Here is an 18,751-nt window from a genome sequence, read left to right on the forward strand (position 1 = left end):
GACCACACGGTCGGCACACCGAAGTACAGGGTGCCGCGCGCTGCCGCGTAGGCCTCTGGCGTTGGTTTTCCGGTGTGCACGAAGCGGTTTCCGACGCGCAGCGACCCGAGCAGACCCAACACCAGCCCGTGCACGTGAAAGAGCGGCAATCCGTGCACCAAGGTGTCCTCGGATGTCCACTGCCAGGCCTGGGCCAGCGCGTCCAGGTCGGCGGCGAGTGCGCGACCGCTCAGCTGCACGCCTTTGGGTGGGCCGGTGGTGCCCGAGGTGTAGATGATCAGCGCGGTGTCCTGCGGGGACGGCTCGGGAAGGCGGTGCCAGGACCGCGCGTGCGTCCGCACCGGGATATGCGGCAGGCCCTCCGGCTCGTCAGGTACCGGGCCAAGCCAGGCCTGCACACCGGAATCGTTGAGCATATGGCGCCGCTCGGCCTGCCCGACGTCGGCGGGTACCGGCACGACCGGCACACCAGCGATCAAACATCCGGCGATGGCCAGCGCGGTTGAGGCGGTCGGCGTGGCCAGGACCGCGATCCGGTCCGCGCCGCCGACGCGCTCGGCCACCGACGTCGCGGCGCCGACGACGTCGCTGCGGCTCAAGATGACGTCGCCGATGCGCACGGCATCCGCGATATCGCGGCCCCCGGTGACCGCGGCCGGATCCAGCGAGGTCAGCAGCACGTGTGCAGGCTACCCGGCATCCCGCACAATGAGCACGGAGCAGTCGGCATGAGCGAAGATCGGCAGACCTTCAGGGCCGACCAACTGCGGCACCCAGTGGACATCCTCGGTGCTGATGACGACCAGTTGAACCGCACCGAGGTAACCCTCGAGATATCGAGCCAGATTCAGGCGCGTGGCGGCGACTTCAACCTCGACGTCGGGGTAGCGCCGTAACCAGGTATCCAGGCACTGACAGAACTGTTTATCGCCGATCTCGAAGTGCCCCCAGCAGCGCCCCACGCGCAGCGCGAGCACGGGAGCTCGCCGGACCCGAGCCTCCTCCATGGCCCATTGCATGACCTCGTGATTGCCGGGTTGGTCGTTGACGACCACCGCGATGAAACCGCCCTCCGGCACAGGACCATCGCCAAATCGCCGGATGATCGCCACCGGGCATTGCGCATACTCGGCGAGTATGGTCGCGGTCGATCCGAGCACCCTATCGGCCACTCGACCGATACCCGCGGATCCGAGGCAGACGAGGGTCGCGGTTTTGGACTCGGCTATCAGGGCAGAATCGACGTCTTCACACAGCACCGCTGTGTCGATCTTCACCGGCAGGCCAGTCGCCTCCACCGCTAAACGAGCAGCGCGCAGGGCACTCTCGGCGTACTCCTCGTCGGCGGGGTAGGCATCCGCCGAGGCGATCGGTTCCTCGGTGATCTGCATGACGTAAACAAGCCGAAGCGGGACATCTTGGTGGACAGCCTCTTTAGCTGCCCACTGGGCAGTTGCGATCGCTGCGTCCGAGCCGTCGATGCCAACGACAACGGGCCGGGGTGAATCTTGATTGCTCATTGTGCAATCCTGATCTGGTGTGGACATGGATGACGCTATCCATTTGGCCGCACGCTGCGCAGGTGCCGTAGTGCCCTTCAGCGGTCGACGTTCGACCCTAAGAACGGGATCTGTAAATCGCCATGCTGGCTACGACATCGGCTGCAGATTTGGGTCGACGCCAGGGACTAACAGCTCGCAATGATCAGCCCTTCGAAAGCGGCACCAGCGCGCCCGGATCGCGGATCAATCGAGGACCTATGACCCTGGCGCTGCCGGTGTCGTCGAACAAGTCTTATGGCAAGTAGAGATCGGGAGGTCAAGATATGACTACCACTTTGGTAGATGCCGGAGTCATCGAGGATGCGGTAGGTTCAGCGTGCCGGGCGCCCTCGCTACACAACAGCCAACCCTGGCAGTGGGTATTCAGCGATGGCGAACTCCGGTTATTCCTCGATCCAAGTCGAGTGATGGACAGCGACCAGTCGGCGCGAGAGGCGCTGATCGGTTGTGGCGCTGCCCTCGATCATCTCCGGGTGGCGATGGCCGCCGCCGGGTGGCGGGCGCACGTCGACCGGTTTCCCAATAGCGACAACCCCAACCACCTGGCATCGATCGACTTCACCCCGATCGAATACCTGACTGAACGAGATCGACGCCGCGCCAATGCCATCTTGGAACGTCGCACCGACCGGCTGCCGTTTAGCGCTCCAACGGATTGGACGTCATTCGAACCGGTGATGTCCAGTGGCGTCGACGGCAGCGCCGTTCACGTGCACATCATTCCCAAGGATCTGCGTCCGCGACTCGTGGAGGCGGGCCAGATGGCGGAGTCGTTGCGGCTCTACGATTCCGCTTATCACGACGATTTACATTGGTGGACTGCCCCATTCGAGGAAGAAGAGGGTATCCCGCACAGCGCCTTGGTTTCGGCGGCGGAGAGCGATCGGGTTGGTGTCGGACGGGCGTTCCCCGCGGTCCATCGGCCCGACAGGCGCACTGAAATCTCCGAAGACGACGCGATGATCTTGGTGCTGTCCACCGACCACCATGAGCGGGCCGACGCTTTGGCTTCCGGTGAGGCGCTTTCCGCGGTTTTGCTGGAATGCACTATGGCTGGCTTCGCCACTTGCCCGGTAACACACCTTACCGAGCTCGAAGAGACCCGCGACCTCCTCCGGTCGCTCATGAATCACGACGCCGTACCACAAATCCTGGTCCGTGTGGGCGTGGTGCCGGTCGCCGAAAAAGCCCCGAAGCCCACACCGCGGCGGCCGCTGTCCGAAGTCCTGCGATTGAGAAGCTACAGCTGAAGCGAGCGGGCTCCGTTCGGAGCTCGAGAGGACTTGAAAACCCACCCCACGCTTGTCCATTCGGCAAACACCGTTCAGGAGCAAACCATGATCGAATTTGATCTCGATACCGCACATTCCATCCTGCTGGTGCGACCTCTATCTGCGCTCGACACAGCTGATTTTGTCGAGCTGGCGAAGGCGGTCGACCCCCTTATCGAGACGACTGGCGAGCTTGCCGGACTCATTATCAACGCCCCGAAGTTCCCCGGCTGGGACAGTTTCGGATCGTTGGTCACTCACTTTCGCTTCGTCAAGGATCATCAGCAGCACATCAAGAAAGTCGCGGTGGTAACCGACTCGCACCTCGGGGATGTCGCCGAGCATCTGGCATCGCACTTTGTATCAGCGAAGATCCGACATTTTCCCGGCGAGCAGCTTGACCAAGCAAGGCAATGGATCATCAGCGGCAGCTAACTTGTTGAGCCCTAACCGATTCAATAGCCAGCCAGAAACGACACTGCCGTGACCACTCCTTCTAATGATGTTGATGTGCGGCGCCGGGCGGGCTGGTTGCCGGAAGGCCAGGAGGAGCTGGAGTCATGGCTTTCCGGTCACCGCAGGCGGGTTCAGGCCAAAGGCGAGCGCGTCACGCTGCATCCTGTGATCGCCGAGTTTCGGGAGCTGATCGACTCTGATCCCGTGGTGCGCATGTACGTTCACCGGATGGTAGCCGAGGTGCCGCGCCGGAAGCACTACCGCAAATACCACCTCGAAAGCGTCGAGGAGATGCTGCGGCTGATCAACGAGGTACTCACCACGGCGCCGGAGTTCGGCAAGAACGCCGTGATCACTCCGCTCTGCGCGATTCTGGACTGGACGATGGGCACACCGGGCGGGTTTGCGGCCTATCGCGACCCGCGGATCAACGCGATGCTCGAGAAGATCTTGACCGCCTGGTGCGAATTCCTCGACAGCACCGCATCGCTTTATGTTCTCAACGATTCGCCTTCGGGTTGGAAATGCGCCGCGGCGCAGCGCGCGATCGGCATCGAGCAGTTCGAGCACGATCCGCGAGATGTGCACTGGGGCTTCAAGTCCTGGAACCACTTCTTCACCCGGCGCTTCAAGGAGGGCACTCGTCCACTGGCTTCACCGGACGACGACAACGTAGTCGTCAACGCCTGCGAGTCGACGCCCTACCGGTTGGCCACCGGTGTAATGCGCCAGGATCGCTTCTGGATCAAGAGCCAGCCATATTCGCTGCAGGACATGCTGGGCAACGACGATTTGGTCGATCAGTTCGTCGGCGGCACCGTTTACCAGGCGTATCTGAGTGCGATGAACTATCACCGGTGGCACAGCCCGGTGGCCGGGACAATTGTCAGGGCCTTCCGCCGATGTGGCACTTACTTTTCGGAAGCGGTTTCGGAAGATTGGGACGCGATTCCCCCGCCGGTTTCGCAGTCTTATTTGGCACACGTTGCGGTGCGGGCGATCATCCTCATCGAGGCCGACAATCCTGTCATAGGACTGATGGGTTTTGTCGCGGTCGGCATGGACGAGGTCTCATCCTGCATGATCGGCGAAGACGTGAAACCCGGTTACCACGTTGCGAAAGGCGAGGAACTGGGCTATTTCCAATTCGGCGGCTCGACTCACTGCCTCGTCTTTCGGCCCGGCGCTATCGCCGACTTCACCCTGGCGGCCATTCCGAGGTGGCACGACCCCAATGCACCGCTTGTGCTTGTCCGATCCAAGCTCGCGACCGCCAACACGACGACATGAGCGCTTACAGTTTGCAGCAACAACGGGAGGTCGCTGCGCTTTTGACGCTACGCCCGGCGACGAGAGCGGATGTGCCGGACTGCGGCCGTGTCTGCTACGACGCCTTCGACTCGATCGCGACGAGCCACGGATTTCAGCCGGAATACCCATCGATCGAGATCGCTACCGCGCTGGTTGCCGAGTTGATCGAACACCCAGGCTTTTTTGCCCTCGTCGCTGAATGCGACGGGCAAATCGTCGGAAGCAGTTTCCTTGACGAGCGATCGGCAATTGTCGGTATCGGCCATGTCACGGTCGCGCCAAACATGCAGGGCCACGGGGTTGGTCGCGCACTGATGAACGCGATGCTGCAAAGGAGCGCAGAGCGGCGGGTACCAGGCGTGCGACTGCTGGAGGCTGCCTACAAGAACCGTTCGATGTGCCTGTACGCCAAGCTCGGCTTCGACGTCCGGGAGCCGATCGCGGCCATGCAGGGCGACCCGCTGTCCCTGCGGATCCCTGGATACGACGTGCGAGCGGCCACGGCAGCCGACTTTGAGGCGTGCAACGCGCTGTGTTTGCGCGTGCATGGCCACGACCGCAGCAGCGAGTTGCGCGACGCGATCGCACAGGGCACGGCCAGGGTGGTCGAACGCGGCGGGCGGCCCGCGGGATACACGACTGGAATCGGCTTTTACGGGCACTCGGTAGCTGAGACCAACGACGACCTGCAGGCGCTCATCGGCGCGGCCAAGGCGTTTCCGGGCCTCGGATTCCTTGTCCCGATGCGCAACACTGATCTGCTCCGCTGGTGCCTGGCGCACGGGCTGCGAGCGGTCCTTGTGTTGAATCTGATGACGATCGGTCTCTATTCGGAGCCGCGCGGCGCGTTCCTCGCGTCGGTGTGGTACTGATCCCTCGACCCAGCCGGGTCTAACGTCCGGCTCCATCAGGGTCAAACGGCCCTATATCGCGCACCTGGGCAGTGGTTAACGTTAGCAAGACATAAGCGACACAAGACATTAGGGAACCAAATGGGCGCCATTACGACAATCGCGGTGGCTGGGGCCAGTGGTTACGCGGGTGGAGAAATCCTGCGCCTGCTTTTAGGCCACCCGGCATTCACCGAGGGGCGGATCACGATTGGCGCGCTGACCGCGGCGGGCAGCGCGGGCACCACGCTGGCCGAGCATCACCCGAACCTGCTGCCACTCGCCGATCGAGTGCTGCAATCGACCGATTCAGATGTGTTAGCCAGCCACGATGTGGTGTTTATGACGCTGCCGCCTGGCAATTCGGCCGGCTTGGCGCAACGGCTCAGCCCAAGCACGGTGATCATCGATTGCGGCGGCGACTTTAGGCTCCGTGACTCCGCTGCCTGGGAGCGGTTTTACGGCACGCCGTACGCCGGCAGCTGGCCCTATGGGCTGCCCGAGCTGCCCGGCACCCGCGATCAGTTGCGGGGAGCCACCCGGATCGCCGTCCCCGGCTGTTATCCCACCGCCGCGTTGCTCGCGCTGGTGCCCGCAGTCGCCGAGGGGCTGGCCGAACCCGCAGTGACTGTCGTCGCGGTCAGCGGCACCTCGGGCGCCGGACGAACGGCCAAGACCGACCTGCTCGGCTCCGAGACCATCGGATCGGCGCGCGCTTATAACATCGGTGGAGTTCACCGCCATACACCCGAGATAGCCCAAGGCCTGCGGGCCGTTTCCGAGCGTGCGGTGTCGGTGAGTTTCACCCCGGTGCTGATCCCGATGACCCGCGGAATCCTGGCAACCTGCACGGCCCGCTGTACCACCCCGCTGACACGCGTGCGCGCTGCCTATGCAAAACATTACAGTGGAGAGCCTTTCGTGCACCTCCTGCCGGAAGGCCGACTGCCCCACACGAACGCCGTCGCCGGTAGCAACGTCGCCCAGATCGCGGTCGCTGTCGACGAAGACGCCGAAACATTGGTGGCGGTCTGCGCGATCGACAACCTGGTCAAGGGCGCCGCCGGCGCGGCCGTACAGTCGATGAACCTGTCGCTGGGCTGGGCGGAGACCGACGGCCTCTCGACGGTGGGGGTGACGCCATGACCGACGCCAATGTCGCCGAACGGCCGGCTCCCCCTCCCAGTGTTGATGGACGAGCCCGCACGTTCGACCGTGATGCTAGGGCGCAGGTGCTGGCCGAGGCGCTGCCGTGGCTCAAGCACCTGCACAACAAGATCGTCGTGATCAAGTACGGCGGCCACGCGATGGCCGACGAGACCTTGCGGCGCGCGTTCGCCGCCGACATGGTCTTCCTGTGCAACTGCGGCATTCAGCCGGTTGTCGTCCACGGGGGCGGGCCACAGATCAGCGCAATGCTCAAACGGCTTGGTGTCACAAGCGAATTCAAGGGCGGCTTCCGGGTCACCACACCCGAGGTCCTCGACGTCGCGCGGATGGTGCTGTTCGGCCACGTCGGCCGGGAATTGGTGAACCTGATCAACACGCACGGTCCGTACGCGGTCGGGATCACCGGTGAGGATGCGCAGCTGTTTACTGCGGCACGGCGCAGCGTCATCGTGGACGGGGTGCCTACCGACATCGGTCTGGTCGGCGACGTCCAAAGTGTCAATACAGACGCGATAACGGACCTCATGGCGGCAGGGCGCATTCCGGTGGTGTCATCGATTGCCCCCGACGCCGCCGGTGTGGTGTATGACATCAACGCCGACAGCGCTGCAGCAGCAGTGGCACGAGCGCTGCACGCAGAAAAGCTGCTCATGCTGACCGACGTCGACGGAATCTACACGCGGTGGCCCGACCCGGAATCGCTGGTCAATGAGATCGACACCGTGGCGCTGGGCGAGCTGCTGCCGTCGTTGCAGGCTGGCATGGTGCCCAAAGTCGAGGCCTGCCTGCGCGCGGTGGAGGGCGGAGTCCCGGGCGCGCACATCATCGACGGGCGGGTCGCGCACTGCGTGCTGGTCGAGCTTTTCACCAATGTCGGCGCGGGAACGACGGTGGTTCGCGCGTGACACGCGCCGACGATGCTGAGGAGCGGCGCTCATATGACTAGTGCGAATACGCTAATGAAGCGATGGGATGCCGTGATGATGAAGAATTACGGCACGCCGCCTCTTGCGTTGGCTTCGGCTGCCGGCGCGCTGGTCACCGATGTCGACGGCAACACCTACATCGACCTGCTCGGCGGCATCGCGGTGAATATTTTGGGCCACTGTCACCCCGCGGTGGTCGATGCGGCGATCAGCCAGCTGAACACATTGGGCCACACATCCAACCTCTACGCCCACGAGCCCGGCGTCGCACTGGCCGAAGCACTCGTGGACCGATGGGGAGTTGACGGTGCGCGGGTGTTCTTCTGTAATTCAGGCGCCGAAGCCAACGAATGCGCGTTCAAGCTTTCCCGGCTCACCGGCCGAACGAAACTCGTTGCGGCGCAGAGGGGTTTCCACGGCCGCACGATGGGATCGCTGGCACTGACCGGCCATCCCGAGTTCTCCAGACCGTTCGCTCCGCTACCCGGCGAGCTCACCCACGTGCCTTATGGGGACGTCGACGCCCTTGCAGCTGCCGTGACCGACGAAACTGCAGCGGTGTTCCTTGAGCCGATCATGGGCGAGGCCGGAGTCATCGTCCCGCCGTCCGGCTATCTGGTTACCGCTCGGAAGATCACTGCTGAGCATGGTGCGCTATTGGTGATCGATGAGGTGCAGACCGGGATGGGCCGCACCGGAGCATTTTTCGCCCACCAGCACGACGGGATCACCCCGGATATCGTGACGATGGCCAAGGGCCTCGGTGGCGGACTGCCGATCGGGGCGTGCCTGGCAGTCGGGCCCGTCGCGGAATTGCTGACGCCCGGCTTGCACGGCAGCACGTTCGGCGGTAATCCGGTCTGCGCGGCCGCAGCGCTAGCGGTCTTGCGCATCCTATCGGAGGAAGGCTTGATCGAACGCGCTGACGAGCTTGGCAAGCTGCTCAGCGATGGCATCGAGTCGCTGAATCACCCCTTGGTGGAACACGTTCGAGGCCGAGGCCTGCTCTGTGGGATAGTGCTGACGAGGCCGGTTGCCAAGGCGGTGGAGGCCGCGGCCCGCGAGGCCGGCTTTCTGGTCAACGCCCCTGCTACGAACGTGATTCGGCTGGCGCCCCCACTGGTGATCACCAGGTCTCAGCTGGACCAGTTCGTGAAAAGTCTCCCGGACGTGCTGGACGCAGTGGCGATGTGACGGTGCAGGCGGCCGTCATTGGTGTTTATCCCGCACGATGAGCACAGAGCAGTCGGCGTGGGCGAAAATCGGCAAGCTGTGCGGCCCCACCAGCTGCGCCGCTCGGTTGGCGTGCTCACTATCGATGACGACTAGTTGAACCGCACCAATGTAGCCCTGGAGATATCTGGCCAGCCCGAGGCGGGTGATTGCGACCTCGACCTCGACGTCTGGATAGCGCCGCAACCAGCCATCCAGGCGTCGATAGAACCGCTCATCGCCAGACTTGCGGTGCCCCCAGTGCCCGACGCGCAACGCCAGCACGGGCGCTCGCCGCGCCCGAGCCTCCTCTATGGCCCATTGCATGACGTCGTCTTTGCCGGGTTGGTCGTCGACGACGACCGCGATGAAACCGGCCTCTGGGAGCGGCCCGCCGCCGGTCCGGCGAATAATTGCCACCGGGCAGTGCGCATACTCGGCAAGTGTTGCTGCGGTCGATCCGAGCACCATGTTGGCCACTCGACCGATCCCTACAGATCCCAGGCAGATGATGCTTGCGTTGTTCGACTCAGCGATCAGAGCCGAATCGACGTCGTCATACAGCACCGCCGTGTCGATCTTCACGGGCAAGCCGGTCGACTCCACCGCCAAACAGGCAGCGCGCAAAGAGCTCTCGGCATAGTCTTCCTCGGCTGGATAAGCAGCCGTCGAAGCGATCGGCCCGTCAGTGATCGGGACGACGTGAACAAGCCGAAGCGGAACATCCTGGTGGACGGCCTCTTTGGCTGCCCATCGGGCAGCTTCGATCGCTGCGTCCGAGCCGTCGATGCCAACGACAGCCGGTCGCGGTGCCTCTGCACTGCTCATCGCGCGCTCCTCATGCGATATCGACATCGCTGACGCTATCCAGAAACCGGTTCACAAACAGGAGCAGTAGGACCTCTCACCAGTAGACGTTGGACTCTACGAGTAGGACTTCCACGTTGCGACGCTGGATGCGACGCCGCAACACCCGAGTGAGGCTGCCATGCAGAGTTTCGTGATCCGGCCGATGACGTGGCCGGCCCTGCGGCTTTTCAGCCGCAATCCGCTCATCCGAACCAGCGACCGTATCGAAACGGCAGTCGTCACGCTGGCCGTCATATTGGTTGTCATCGCCACCGCCTGTGCGGGGGTCCTGGGCACGATAATCCACGACAACCAAACCCAGAAGTACCTTGAACAGGCGCGAACGCGACATGCCGTCGTGGCCATGGCCATTGACGATAGCCAACCGGCGGTGCCACCCGAAACGACGGCCTTCACCGTACAAGCCCAATGGCGGCTCAACGGCATTGATCACGCAGACCTACTTGGCTGGAATAGTAGTGCTAAAGCCGGTGAGCCGCTCCAGATTTGGGTCGACGACAGCGGCCAACGAGTTGAACAGCCCAGTCGGGTGGAACGCGCAGCGGTCGATGCGCTATCCGCAGCAGTCATCGGATGGCTGATCGTAGTCGCGGCCGCCGCACAAGTGGTGGTGCTTGTGCGTGCCCACGCCACCCGCATACGGAACGCGCAATGGGAGCGAGACATCCGCTGCCTCATCGACGATGACGGCGGCCGTACCAACCGTTCGCAATGATCAGCTTCGTTGAGAGCGGCGGCCGTGGGCCGTCGACCGTAGAAGGAGATGCAAAATGTCCGCTCCGATAAGTCATTCGGACATCCTGGTTGGTGTCGATGGATCACCGGCCGCCAAGTATGCCGTCGACTGGGCGGCGCGTGACGCCGCGATGCGCAATGTTCGGCTCACACTCGTGCATACCGTCGAGCCCATCGGCCCAACCCTGCCGCCAATCCCGGCGCCGGCAGCCTTTGCGCGCTGGCAAGTAGAGCACGGGCAAAAGATCCTGGACGACGCCGTCGAGATCGCGCGGAGGAGCACGCCGGACGGTGGACCCGCAAAGATTGAAAGCGAACTGCTATTCTCGCCCGTCGTTCCCACCTTGGTCGATTTGTCCAAGGAGGCCCAGATGGTTGTCGTCGGTTCACGGGGGCGCGGGCCCTTCACTCGCAGCTTGTTGGGATCGGTGAGCTCCAGCCTGATCCGCCACGCGCACTGCCCGGTTGCGGTCATTCATGACGAGGACCCGCTGATGCCTCATCCCGCGGAAGCGCCGGTACTGGTCGGCATTGACGGATCGCCCGTATCGGAGCTGGCGACGGCGATCGCTTTCCAGGAGGCGTCATGGCGAGGCGTCGAACTCGTCGCGCTGCACGTGTGGAGCGACGTCGAGGTGAATGATTTCCCCGCCATCGATTGGCCTGCAATGAAACCGGCCGCAGAGGAGATCCTCGCCGAGCGTCTGGCCGGCTGGCAGGAGCGTTACCCGGACGTGACGGTCCGGCGCATGGTCGAATGCGACCATCCGACGTATCACCTCATCAAGCAGTCCGAATCGGCGCAACTGGTGGTGGTGGGCAGCCATGGACGGGGCGGATTTGCCGGCATGTTGCTGGGATCGGTCAGCGTTGCTTTGGCTCACTCAGCTCGAATGCCGGTAATCGTCGCGCGTCAATCGTAGTTGCAGCAGGAAAATTCGGCCGGCTACTCGGGTAACGGCACCGACCAGCGCAGTGTCGTCTCGCTGTCGGGGCTCGTCTCGACGGTGAGGCTGCCACCGATCTCTTTGGTGATACGACGCATTTCGGCGAGGTTGTTGACGGTGGCTTCATCGGGAACGCCCTGTCCATCGGCGGCCACCTTGATGGACAGCTCGTCACCGGCCTCAACGACGACGCTGAGCCTACTGACATCGGGTTGGCGGGCCGCATCGCCAACAGCCGAACGGACGAAGGCCTCCGCATGATCCGCCAGGGTTGCATCGACAACTGACACGGGGCCGATGAACTGCACCATTGTGCGTAGATCGGTGCCGGAGCACTCAGCGATCGCCTCCTCCAGTCGTTGCCGCAGCCTGGTCGCACCCGACGACGTGGTGTGCAGGCCAAAGATCGCGGTGCGGATGTCCTGAATCACCTCTTGCAAATCATCGACCTGCTCCGACAGGCGACGCTTTACCTCCGGTGATTTCGCCAGCGGCACGGTCGCCTGGATCGCCAGACCGAGAGCGAAAAGCCGCTGGATGACGTGATCGTGCAGTTCGCGCGCGATCCGGTCACGATCGGTCAGCACGTCCAGCTCACGCATCCGCCGCTCCGACCTCGCGAGTTGCCAGGCCAGTGCCGCCTGGTCCGCGAACGCGGCCATCATGTCGAGCTGCTCATCGGTGAACGGAGGCAGGCCCGCGCGTCGAAGCACGACCAATACGCCTGCGGCGGTGTCGGCCACGCGCAACGGCAGCAGCAGTGCAGGGCCGGGATCGGTGAGGCCGCCGATGGCCAGGTCGAGGTTGTCGAGCCGACGCGGCGTGCAGTCTAAAAAGACCTCGTTAATGAGTGTGCCGGGAACCGTCAGTACATCTTCTGCCGAAATAGACAGTGCGCCAGATGTTTCCGTTACCACCAGCTCGGTGGTGTCGGAGGCCGGCGGGTCGGCCTCGACGGGAACGGCGACCATCGTGGCGGTCGCGTCGGCCAGCTTCAGCGCTTTTTCCGCGACAAGCGCGAAGACCGTAGCCGGTTCGGCGCCAGACAACATCTCGGTTGCAATATCGCGTGCGGCTTCGATCCACGCCTGCCGCGCCCGAGATTGGGCGTAGAGCCGCGCGTTGGCGATCGCGATGCCGGCCGCTGCGGCAAGCGCCTGCACCAGGACCTCGTCGTCCTCGCTAAACGGTTGGCCGTTAGCTTTTTCGGTCAGATAGAGGTTGCCGAAGACCTCGTCGCGTATTTTCACGGGGACACCCAAGAAGGTCCGCATCGGCGGGTGGTTCGGCGGAAATCCGACCGACGCAGGGTGCTGCTGGATTTTGTCCAGCCGGATCAGCTGGGGGTCGTCGATCAGAACCCCGAGGACACCGCGGCCCTGCGGGAGATGCCCAATGAGCGCGCGGGTGTCGTCGTCGATTCCCTGGTGGACAAACTCGACCAGGTCATGGCCATGGCCGCGCACCCCGAGTGCGCCGTAACGGGCGTCGACCAGCTGTATCGCGGTGTCCACGATGCTGCGTAACGTCGCATCCAGTTCGAGGCCCGATGTGACCACCAGCATTGCCTCGACGAGGCCGTCAAGCCGGTCGCGGCCTTCGACGATCTTTGCGATCCGGTCTTGCACCTCGGCGAGCAATTCGCGCAGCCGCAGTTGCGACAAGGTCTCGCGAACCGGAGCCGGCTTACGATCGGAATTCGGCCTCTTGTTGACCGGCACCCCTCTATGGTCGCATTCGCATAGCTGAGATGTACATATTTGCCTGCTTACGCCTTCAAGACGGTGGTCTCCCGCCAGCCGGTCATTCCGCACTGCCCAGCAGGGCCGGAATGCCCTAGGCGCCTGTGCGGCAACAGATCACCATGTGAACAGGAGGTGACGGGCAATGGTCAAACACTGGCTGTTGATGGATGAACCCCCGCTGATGCTGACTCGGTGAAACGGAACCCCCTCTCCCACAAGCAGATCAGCGACGACGGCACCGGTCGGCCCGCCGGCGGGAAACACTGCGGCGGCCGAGGCGCCAAGCACACGCGCAATACGTGCCACGTTGATGCCGCCACCGCCGGGATCATGCCGAGCGCCCTGGCAGCGCAGCTCGTCGGTGGGACGTACCCGGTGCACGCTGGTCGTGATGTCGAGCGCCGGATTCATCGTCAATGTCAAGATCTTTGCCCGGCTTCCGTTGGGCGATGTCGCTTTGCTCATCGTGCTGCTCTCGTCTCGTGCTGCTCTCGTCTTGCCCGGCCCTACAGGCCAGTCGGATACGTTTCGGGCGTCTCGCCCGCAATCCATTGGCTGGTTACTTCGAGCGGCTCGAGCGCCTGCGTGTTCTCGATGTGAATCATCGCGTCGAACTGATCCGCGGGGCGGACATGGAAGTAGTGGCTTTGTCTTTCCGTTGCCGGCAAATAAATCACGCCGATCGCGCGGCTCAGTCTGACCATGTCCAACGCCGCGCCCGCGGCGCCGTTGGATGACACGACGAACGCTGGGTTACCGGTCTCGTGAAACAGTTCCTCGACGCTGCCTGGTAATGCCGGCCGAACCACCTTCCGCTCGGCCACACCTCCCCATTCGCTAGCAGCAGTCACAGTGCCTGTGTAGGTGCTGAACCCGATCAGCCGACAGTCGTCGCGGTAGCGTTCACGGACGAGTTGGCCCAAAGTGAGTTGGCCGTCCGCGGACACCTCTGTCGCCCGGGCGTCACCGACATGGGAGTTGTGCGCCCACACCACGATTCGTACTGGTGTTGCCTCATGGCGGCGGTCCAGGTGGGCGAGCAGCGCCTGCAGCGTTTGGGCCATATGCTGGTCCCGTAGGTTCCAGGATGTGACGCGTCCGCTGAACATGGCCCGGTAATACTGTTCGGCGTCGCGCACGACCTGTGCGTTCTGTTCCGCATAGAACAGCTCGTCTTCGGCGAGCAGCCCATCGCGGCGGGCGTAGCGTAACGCGTTGCGCTGCACGTCGACCAGTTGATCGATGGCCTCTTTTTCACACGACAGGCCGGCGCCGAATGCCGCCCGGAACCCGTAGCCCTGGCCGTCATCGGCGGATGACGCATGGTCGAAACAGGCGTAGCGGGCCCGTGCACGAGTCGCGGCCACCGGATCAATCTTCTCGAGATAGCCGACTACCTCCTGCATCGATCGATGCAAGCTGTAGAGATCCAGCCCGTAGAAACCGGCTTGGCGACGATGCTCCGATCGACAGCGTCGATTGTTGGCCCGCAGCCACTCGACGAAGTCACGGACGGCGGTGTTGCGCCACATCCACGACGGGAAACGCTCGAATCCGCGCAACGCCTCTTTAGCTGTTGTGTCGGCGCCCTGCCCGCGCACGTACCGGTTCACCCGGTAGGCGTCCGGCCAGTCCGCCTCGGCGGCCACCGCGCAGAACCCCTTCTCCTCGATCAGCCATTTGGTGATCTCGGCTCGGGCCCGATAGAACTCCTGGGTTCCGTGTGAACTCTCGCCGATGAGCACAATCCGTGCGTCACCGATCAACTCGGACAACATTTCTCGTGGTGGCACACCGGCCGGGGCGTCGACGGCGACGCGCCGGATGACGTCGGCCGCCGTCTCCGCGGCGGGGGCCAGCCTCGGTCCGGTTGTCGGGGCGGCGAGCAGCGTGCGGACTTCGTCGTCGCTGACCTGGCTAAAGTCCCAGAACGACGCGCCTACAGCCAGAAACGGGGTGGGCATCGATGCGCAGACCATGTCGTCGACGAGACCGGCGAATTCGCGGCACGTCGACTCCGGTGCCGCCGGCACCGCAATCACAATCTGCGCCGGTTCCGCCTCGCGTAGGGCTTGCACCGCGGCGAACATGCTGGCACCGGTGGCCAGCCCATCATCGACGAGGATGACGGTCCTTCCGGTCACGTCGGTCGGTGGGCGCCCATCGCGATAGGCCGCTTCACGTCGGATCAGTTCGCGTCCTTCACGTTCGGCGACGTTCCGCAACTGCTGCGGGGTGATCCGCAGACCTCGCACCACGTCGTCGTTCAGCACGACGCGGCCGCCACTGGCGAGCGCACCCGCTGCGAATTCTTCATGGCCCGGGACGCCGAGCTTGCGCACGACAAATGCATCAAGGGGCGCATGCAGTGCGGCCGCGACCTCCCATGCGACCGGCACTCCGCCCCTGGCCAGACCCAAGACCACGACGTCGGGCCTGTCACGGTAGGCCTGCAATAGGCCCGCCAGCACTTGGCCGGCCTCACGACGATTGCGGAACAGCCGGTCTGGCGTGTCCTTGCCGAGGATCATCGCTCTGCTCATTTGACAAGTCCTCACTAATTGGCGGGTGGCGCGGCGGTGCAGACGATTGGGTGTTGGGCGGGCCCGCAGCCATAGGTGTGTGCTGCTGCGAGCCCGCCTCGCAATCTGGTCAGTTGGCCGACGCGATCGGCACGTGCTTTTCGGCCGGCGTGGATTCCTTCACGGCGACGGAGACCGTCAGGATGCCCTTGTCGTAGGTGGCCTTGACGTCGTCTTCGTCGGCACCGGCCGGCAGCGACACCGTGCGGACGAACGAGCCGTAGGAAAACTCCGAACGTCCGTCGAATTCCTTTTTCTCGCTGCGCTCGGCCTTGATCGTCAACTGGCCGTCGCGCAGGGTGATGTCGACGTCCTTCGCCGGGTCGACGCCGGGGATCTCAGCACGTACTTGGTAGCGGCCGTCCTTCATCTCGTCCTCAAGCCGCATCAACCGCGTGTCGAAAGCCGGGCGCAGTCCAGAAAATGACGGGAACGCGGCGAACAGCTCAGAGAATTCGGGAAACAGCGAGTGCTGCTGACGTTTGATGGGAAGGGTGCTCATATTGTCTCCCGCTGGTGGGTTTGGATTGGGTACGTGGACAATTCGACCACTCACCGCGACGCCGCAGTAGGGACGGAAGTCCCACGCTACCGGGGTCGTTCGTCGACATTCGTTGCGGAAATCGGAAACGAGAGGTGACCTTTGACCCTAGGCGCTGAGCGCGGTCCGTGCGACATTCAATAACGAGATCTGCCCGAAGTGCGGTAAGTCAGGTCGTTGGAGGCCTGGTTGACCCAGCGTCCCAAGACGGGGATACCGCGTCCGGGCAGATCTTCACCCATAGCGACACCCCAAACAACGAAAGCGGTTATCCCGCTGACTAATTAATCCTGTCGCTGAGGGTCCTACGCCCGGGATATTCGGGACTAATGACTCCTGTTCGGCGGCAGCCAGGTTCCTAATGTCAGCAGCAACGAGTGCGCCAACAGAAGGACCAGCAATGTCCAACCGCGCTGTACATCGGGGAATCGTTGTCGGTGTCGATGGATCGCCGTCATCGGACATGGCGGTGCGCTGGGCCGCGCAGGAAGCGGGGATGCGCAACGTTCCGCTGAGCCTCGTTCACGTCGTCGAAAGACCCCCATGGGATTTGTTTGCCTTAGGCGGAGGCGCTCTTCCACCTCCCTACGAAACCAATGAATGGCAGAAAAACGAAGGCCAGGAGATAATCTCGGCCGCAGTCAAGCTCGCCAAGGACAGCGTCCAAAACGGTGCCCTTCCGCAAGTACATGTCCAGGTGTACTTCTCGGCGGCCGGTCCGGCGCTCTTTGATCTATCCACTCAAGCGCGACTGATCGTGGTGGGCTGTCGCGGGCACAGCAGGGTGGGCCGCGTTCTGCTCGGATCGGTCAGCACCGGGCTGATCCACCATGCGCGTTGTCCGGTGGCCGTGATCCATGACGAAATACCCATTGCGTCCCGACCTTCGCAGCTACCGGTGGTGGTCGGCATCGACGGGTCGCCGGCGTCGGAGTCGGCGACGGCGACCGCTTTCGACGAGGCGTCCTGGCGAGGTGTCGAGCTAATTGCCGTGCACGCATGGTCCGACGCGCACGTGTCTGACATTCCCAGCGTCGAGTGGTCGGCTCAGCAAGCAGTCGGAGAGGAAGCCTTGGCGGAGCGTTTGGCGGGCTGGCGTGAGCGCTACCCTGACGTCACCGTCCGGCGCCGAATTGTCTTGGATGCTCCGGCTCGTCATCTGCTGGAAGCGGCCGAGTCCTCGCAACTCCTCGTCGTCGGCAGCCATGGCCGCGGCGGATTTCCCGGCATGCTGCTGGGATCGGTGAGCACGGCGGTGGCGCAGGCGGCCCGCGTGCCCGTGATCGTCGCCCGACAGCAGTAATCGAATGACAGAAATCTGTTCCACTACCCGTCTTTTGGAGGTCCAAGCGTGGGCGGCATCCCGCTAGGCCGGATCGCAGGGTTTCCGGTACACGTCAACTGGAGCGTGCTGGTCATCCTCTGGCTGTTTACCTGGAGCCTGGCCTCAACTCTGCCCAGCGCCGCCAGGGGTTACTCACCAGGCGCGTATTGGGTGGCCGGTGCGTGCGGCGCCACGGTATTGCTGGCATCGTTGCTCGCACATGAGCTCGCCCATGCAATCGTGGCGCGACGCGCCGGCGTGAAGGTTCTCGGTGTAACGCTGTGGATCTTCGGCGGCGTCACACGTCTGGGCGGTCAAGCCAAGACGCCGCAGACCGCGTTCCGGATTGCCGTGGCCGGCCCCGCCACCAGCCTGCTACTGGCGGCGGTATTCGCTGGTGCCGGTGCGGGATTGCGGACCGTGGGAGTAGGGCACATCGTCGTCGGTGTCGCGTGGTGGCTGGCTGGGATCAACGCGCTGCTGGGCGCGTTCAATCTGCTGCCCGGCGCGCCGTTGGACGGCGGTCAAGTTCTGCGCGCGTGGCTCTGGCGTCGCCACGGTGACCCAACGCGCGCCGCCGTAGACGCAGCCCGAGCGGGACGAATCCTCGCGTTCGGCTTGATCGGATGCGGGCTGCTCGAGATTCGGGCCGGGGCCGTGGTCGCCGGAGTCTGGTTGGCGTTGATCGGCTGGTTCATCTTCGCCGCCGCACACACGGATGAGGGGCAGGTGCTGACCCTGAATGCGCTGGCAGGTCTGCGCGTCAGCGACGCAATGACTCCTCACCCTCACACGGCACCCGCCTGGATCACCGTGCAGGATTTCATCGAACGTTACCTACTTGGTGACCGGCACTCGGCCTACCCGGTGAAGGATCGCAATGAGTCGATCTCGGGGCTGATAACGCTGACCCAGTTGCGTCGAGTGGAGCCGAGCAATCGCTCGACCACCCTTGTCGGTGATATCGCCGTGCCGTTGAGCCGGGTCCCCATCGCAGCTCCGGACGAGCCGGTCACCGCGCTGCTGCAACGGCTGGCCTCCGGTGAAGGCAGCCGCGCACTCGTCGTCGACGCGGGGCGTGTCGTAGGCATCGTCACCCCAAGCGATCTCACGCGTTTGATCGACGTGTACCGACTCGCAAAGCCGAGCGTCACCGTCGCTGACGGTTAGCGCCGCCGGTATGACGGTGCCGGAGTAAGGAGGATTACT

At 63.8% G+C, this 18,751-nt stretch carries 18 protein-coding genes; 11 read left to right on the forward strand and 7 right to left on the reverse strand.

The annotated features are described in order from the left end of the window. Both VKI00_RS33340 and VKI00_RS33345 read right to left on the reverse strand, forming a co-directional pair. Positions 1-680, reverse strand: a 680-nt coding sequence (locus VKI00_RS33340; protein ID WP_324447568.1) for an AMP-binding protein, incomplete at its 3' end; no start/stop codon positions are given. Positions 681-689: 9 nt separating this feature from the next. After that, entirely contained in the window at positions 690-1,520 is an 831-nt protein-coding gene (locus VKI00_RS33345; RefSeq protein ID WP_324447569.1) for a universal stress protein, read from the reverse strand. Between the two features lie 305 nt (positions 1,521-1,825). On the opposite strand from VKI00_RS33345, the gene VKI00_RS33350 reads away from it, so the two are divergent. The 7 genes from VKI00_RS33350 to VKI00_RS33380 all read left to right on the forward strand — a co-directional run bounded on the left by VKI00_RS33350 (position 1,826) and on the right by VKI00_RS33380 (position 8,780). Further along, positions 1,826-2,812: an Acg family FMN-binding oxidoreductase gene (locus VKI00_RS33350; RefSeq protein WP_324447570.1), complete on the forward strand. Its 987-nt coding sequence runs from the start codon at positions 1,826-1,828 to the stop codon at positions 2,810-2,812. A gap of 87 nt (positions 2,813-2,899) precedes the next feature. Next, the gene (locus VKI00_RS33355) at positions 2,900-3,268 is read left to right on the forward strand and encodes an STAS/SEC14 domain-containing protein (protein ID WP_324447571.1); all 369 of its coding nucleotides are present in this window, start codon (positions 2,900-2,902) and stop codon (positions 3,266-3,268) included. A gap of 48 nt (positions 3,269-3,316) precedes the next feature. Next, the gene (locus VKI00_RS33360; RefSeq protein WP_324447572.1) at positions 3,317-4,579 is read left to right on the forward strand and encodes a phosphatidylserine decarboxylase family protein; all 1,263 of its coding nucleotides are present in this window, start codon (positions 3,317-3,319) and stop codon (positions 4,577-4,579) included. Further along, complete coding sequence (locus tag VKI00_RS33365) at positions 4,576-5,472, forward strand: GNAT family N-acetyltransferase (protein WP_324447573.1); 897 nt, start codon at positions 4,576-4,578, stop codon at positions 5,470-5,472. The genes VKI00_RS33360 and VKI00_RS33365 overlap by 4 nt, the downstream gene beginning before the upstream one ends. Positions 5,473-5,592: 120 nt before the next feature. Continuing rightward, positions 5,593-6,636: an N-acetyl-gamma-glutamyl-phosphate reductase gene (argC, locus tag VKI00_RS33370; RefSeq protein ID WP_324447574.1), complete on the forward strand. Its 1,044-nt coding sequence runs from the start codon at positions 5,593-5,595 to the stop codon at positions 6,634-6,636. Beyond that, on the forward strand, positions 6,633-7,565 hold the full coding sequence (argB, locus tag VKI00_RS33375; protein WP_324447575.1) for an acetylglutamate kinase: 933 nt from the start codon (positions 6,633-6,635) through the stop codon (positions 7,563-7,565). The genes argC and argB overlap by 4 nt, the downstream gene beginning before the upstream one ends. A gap of 12 nt (positions 7,566-7,577) precedes the next feature. Then, the gene (locus VKI00_RS33380) at positions 7,578-8,780 is read left to right on the forward strand and encodes an acetylornithine transaminase (protein ID WP_324447576.1); all 1,203 of its coding nucleotides are present in this window, start codon (positions 7,578-7,580) and stop codon (positions 8,778-8,780) included. 15 nt (positions 8,781-8,795) lie between these two features. On the opposite strand, the gene VKI00_RS33385 is transcribed toward VKI00_RS33380, so the two are convergent. After that, entirely contained in the window at positions 8,796-9,626 is an 831-nt protein-coding gene (locus VKI00_RS33385; protein WP_324447577.1) for a universal stress protein, read from the reverse strand. A 172-nt stretch (positions 9,627-9,798) separates the two neighbouring features. Between VKI00_RS33385 and VKI00_RS33390 the strand changes: the two genes are divergently transcribed. Together VKI00_RS33390 and VKI00_RS33395 are read left to right on the forward strand one after the other, a co-directional pair. Continuing rightward, positions 9,799-10,383, forward strand: a complete 585-nt coding sequence (locus tag VKI00_RS33390) for a hypothetical protein (protein ID WP_324447578.1) — start codon at positions 9,799-9,801, stop codon at positions 10,381-10,383. 55 nt (positions 10,384-10,438) lie between these two features. Then, a complete protein-coding gene (locus VKI00_RS33395) occupies positions 10,439-11,326 on the forward strand; it encodes a universal stress protein (RefSeq protein ID WP_324447579.1) in 888 nt (295 codons plus the stop codon). Between the two features lie 23 nt (positions 11,327-11,349). Here the strand turns inward: VKI00_RS33395 and VKI00_RS33400 are convergent, their stop codons facing one another. The 4 genes from VKI00_RS33400 to VKI00_RS33415 form a co-directional block, all read right to left on the reverse strand. Continuing rightward, positions 11,350-13,071: a GAF domain-containing sensor histidine kinase gene (locus tag VKI00_RS33400; RefSeq protein ID WP_324447580.1), complete on the reverse strand. Its 1,722-nt coding sequence runs from the start codon at positions 13,069-13,071 to the stop codon at positions 11,350-11,352. 138 nt (positions 13,072-13,209) lie between these two features. Next, the gene (locus VKI00_RS33405; protein ID WP_324447581.1) at positions 13,210-13,560 is read right to left on the reverse strand and encodes a PfkB family carbohydrate kinase; all 351 of its coding nucleotides are present in this window, start codon (positions 13,558-13,560) and stop codon (positions 13,210-13,212) included. Positions 13,561-13,601: 41 nt separating this feature from the next. Further along, entirely contained in the window at positions 13,602-15,638 is a 2,037-nt protein-coding gene (locus VKI00_RS33410) for an erythromycin esterase family protein (RefSeq protein ID WP_324447582.1), read from the reverse strand. A gap of 109 nt (positions 15,639-15,747) precedes the next feature. Further along, positions 15,748-16,179, reverse strand: a complete 432-nt coding sequence (locus tag VKI00_RS33415; RefSeq protein WP_324447583.1) for an HSP20 family small heat-shock protein — start codon at positions 16,177-16,179, stop codon at positions 15,748-15,750. Positions 16,180-16,618: 439 nt separating this feature from the next. Here VKI00_RS33415 and VKI00_RS33420 point away from each other — a divergent pair, with 439 nt between their 5' ends. After that, the gene (locus VKI00_RS33420; protein ID WP_324447584.1) at positions 16,619-17,521 is read left to right on the forward strand and encodes a universal stress protein; all 903 of its coding nucleotides are present in this window, start codon (positions 16,619-16,621) and stop codon (positions 17,519-17,521) included. 48 nt (positions 17,522-17,569) lie between these two features. Continuing rightward, the gene (locus tag VKI00_RS33425) at positions 17,570-18,712 is read left to right on the forward strand and encodes a site-2 protease family protein (protein WP_324447585.1); all 1,143 of its coding nucleotides are present in this window, start codon (positions 17,570-17,572) and stop codon (positions 18,710-18,712) included. The last annotated feature ends 39 nt before the right edge of the window (positions 18,713-18,751 follow it).

It is taken from the genome of Mycobacterium sp. (assembly GCF_035314665.1).
Classification (GTDB): domain Bacteria; phylum Actinomycetota; class Actinomycetes; order Mycobacteriales; family Mycobacteriaceae; genus Mycobacterium.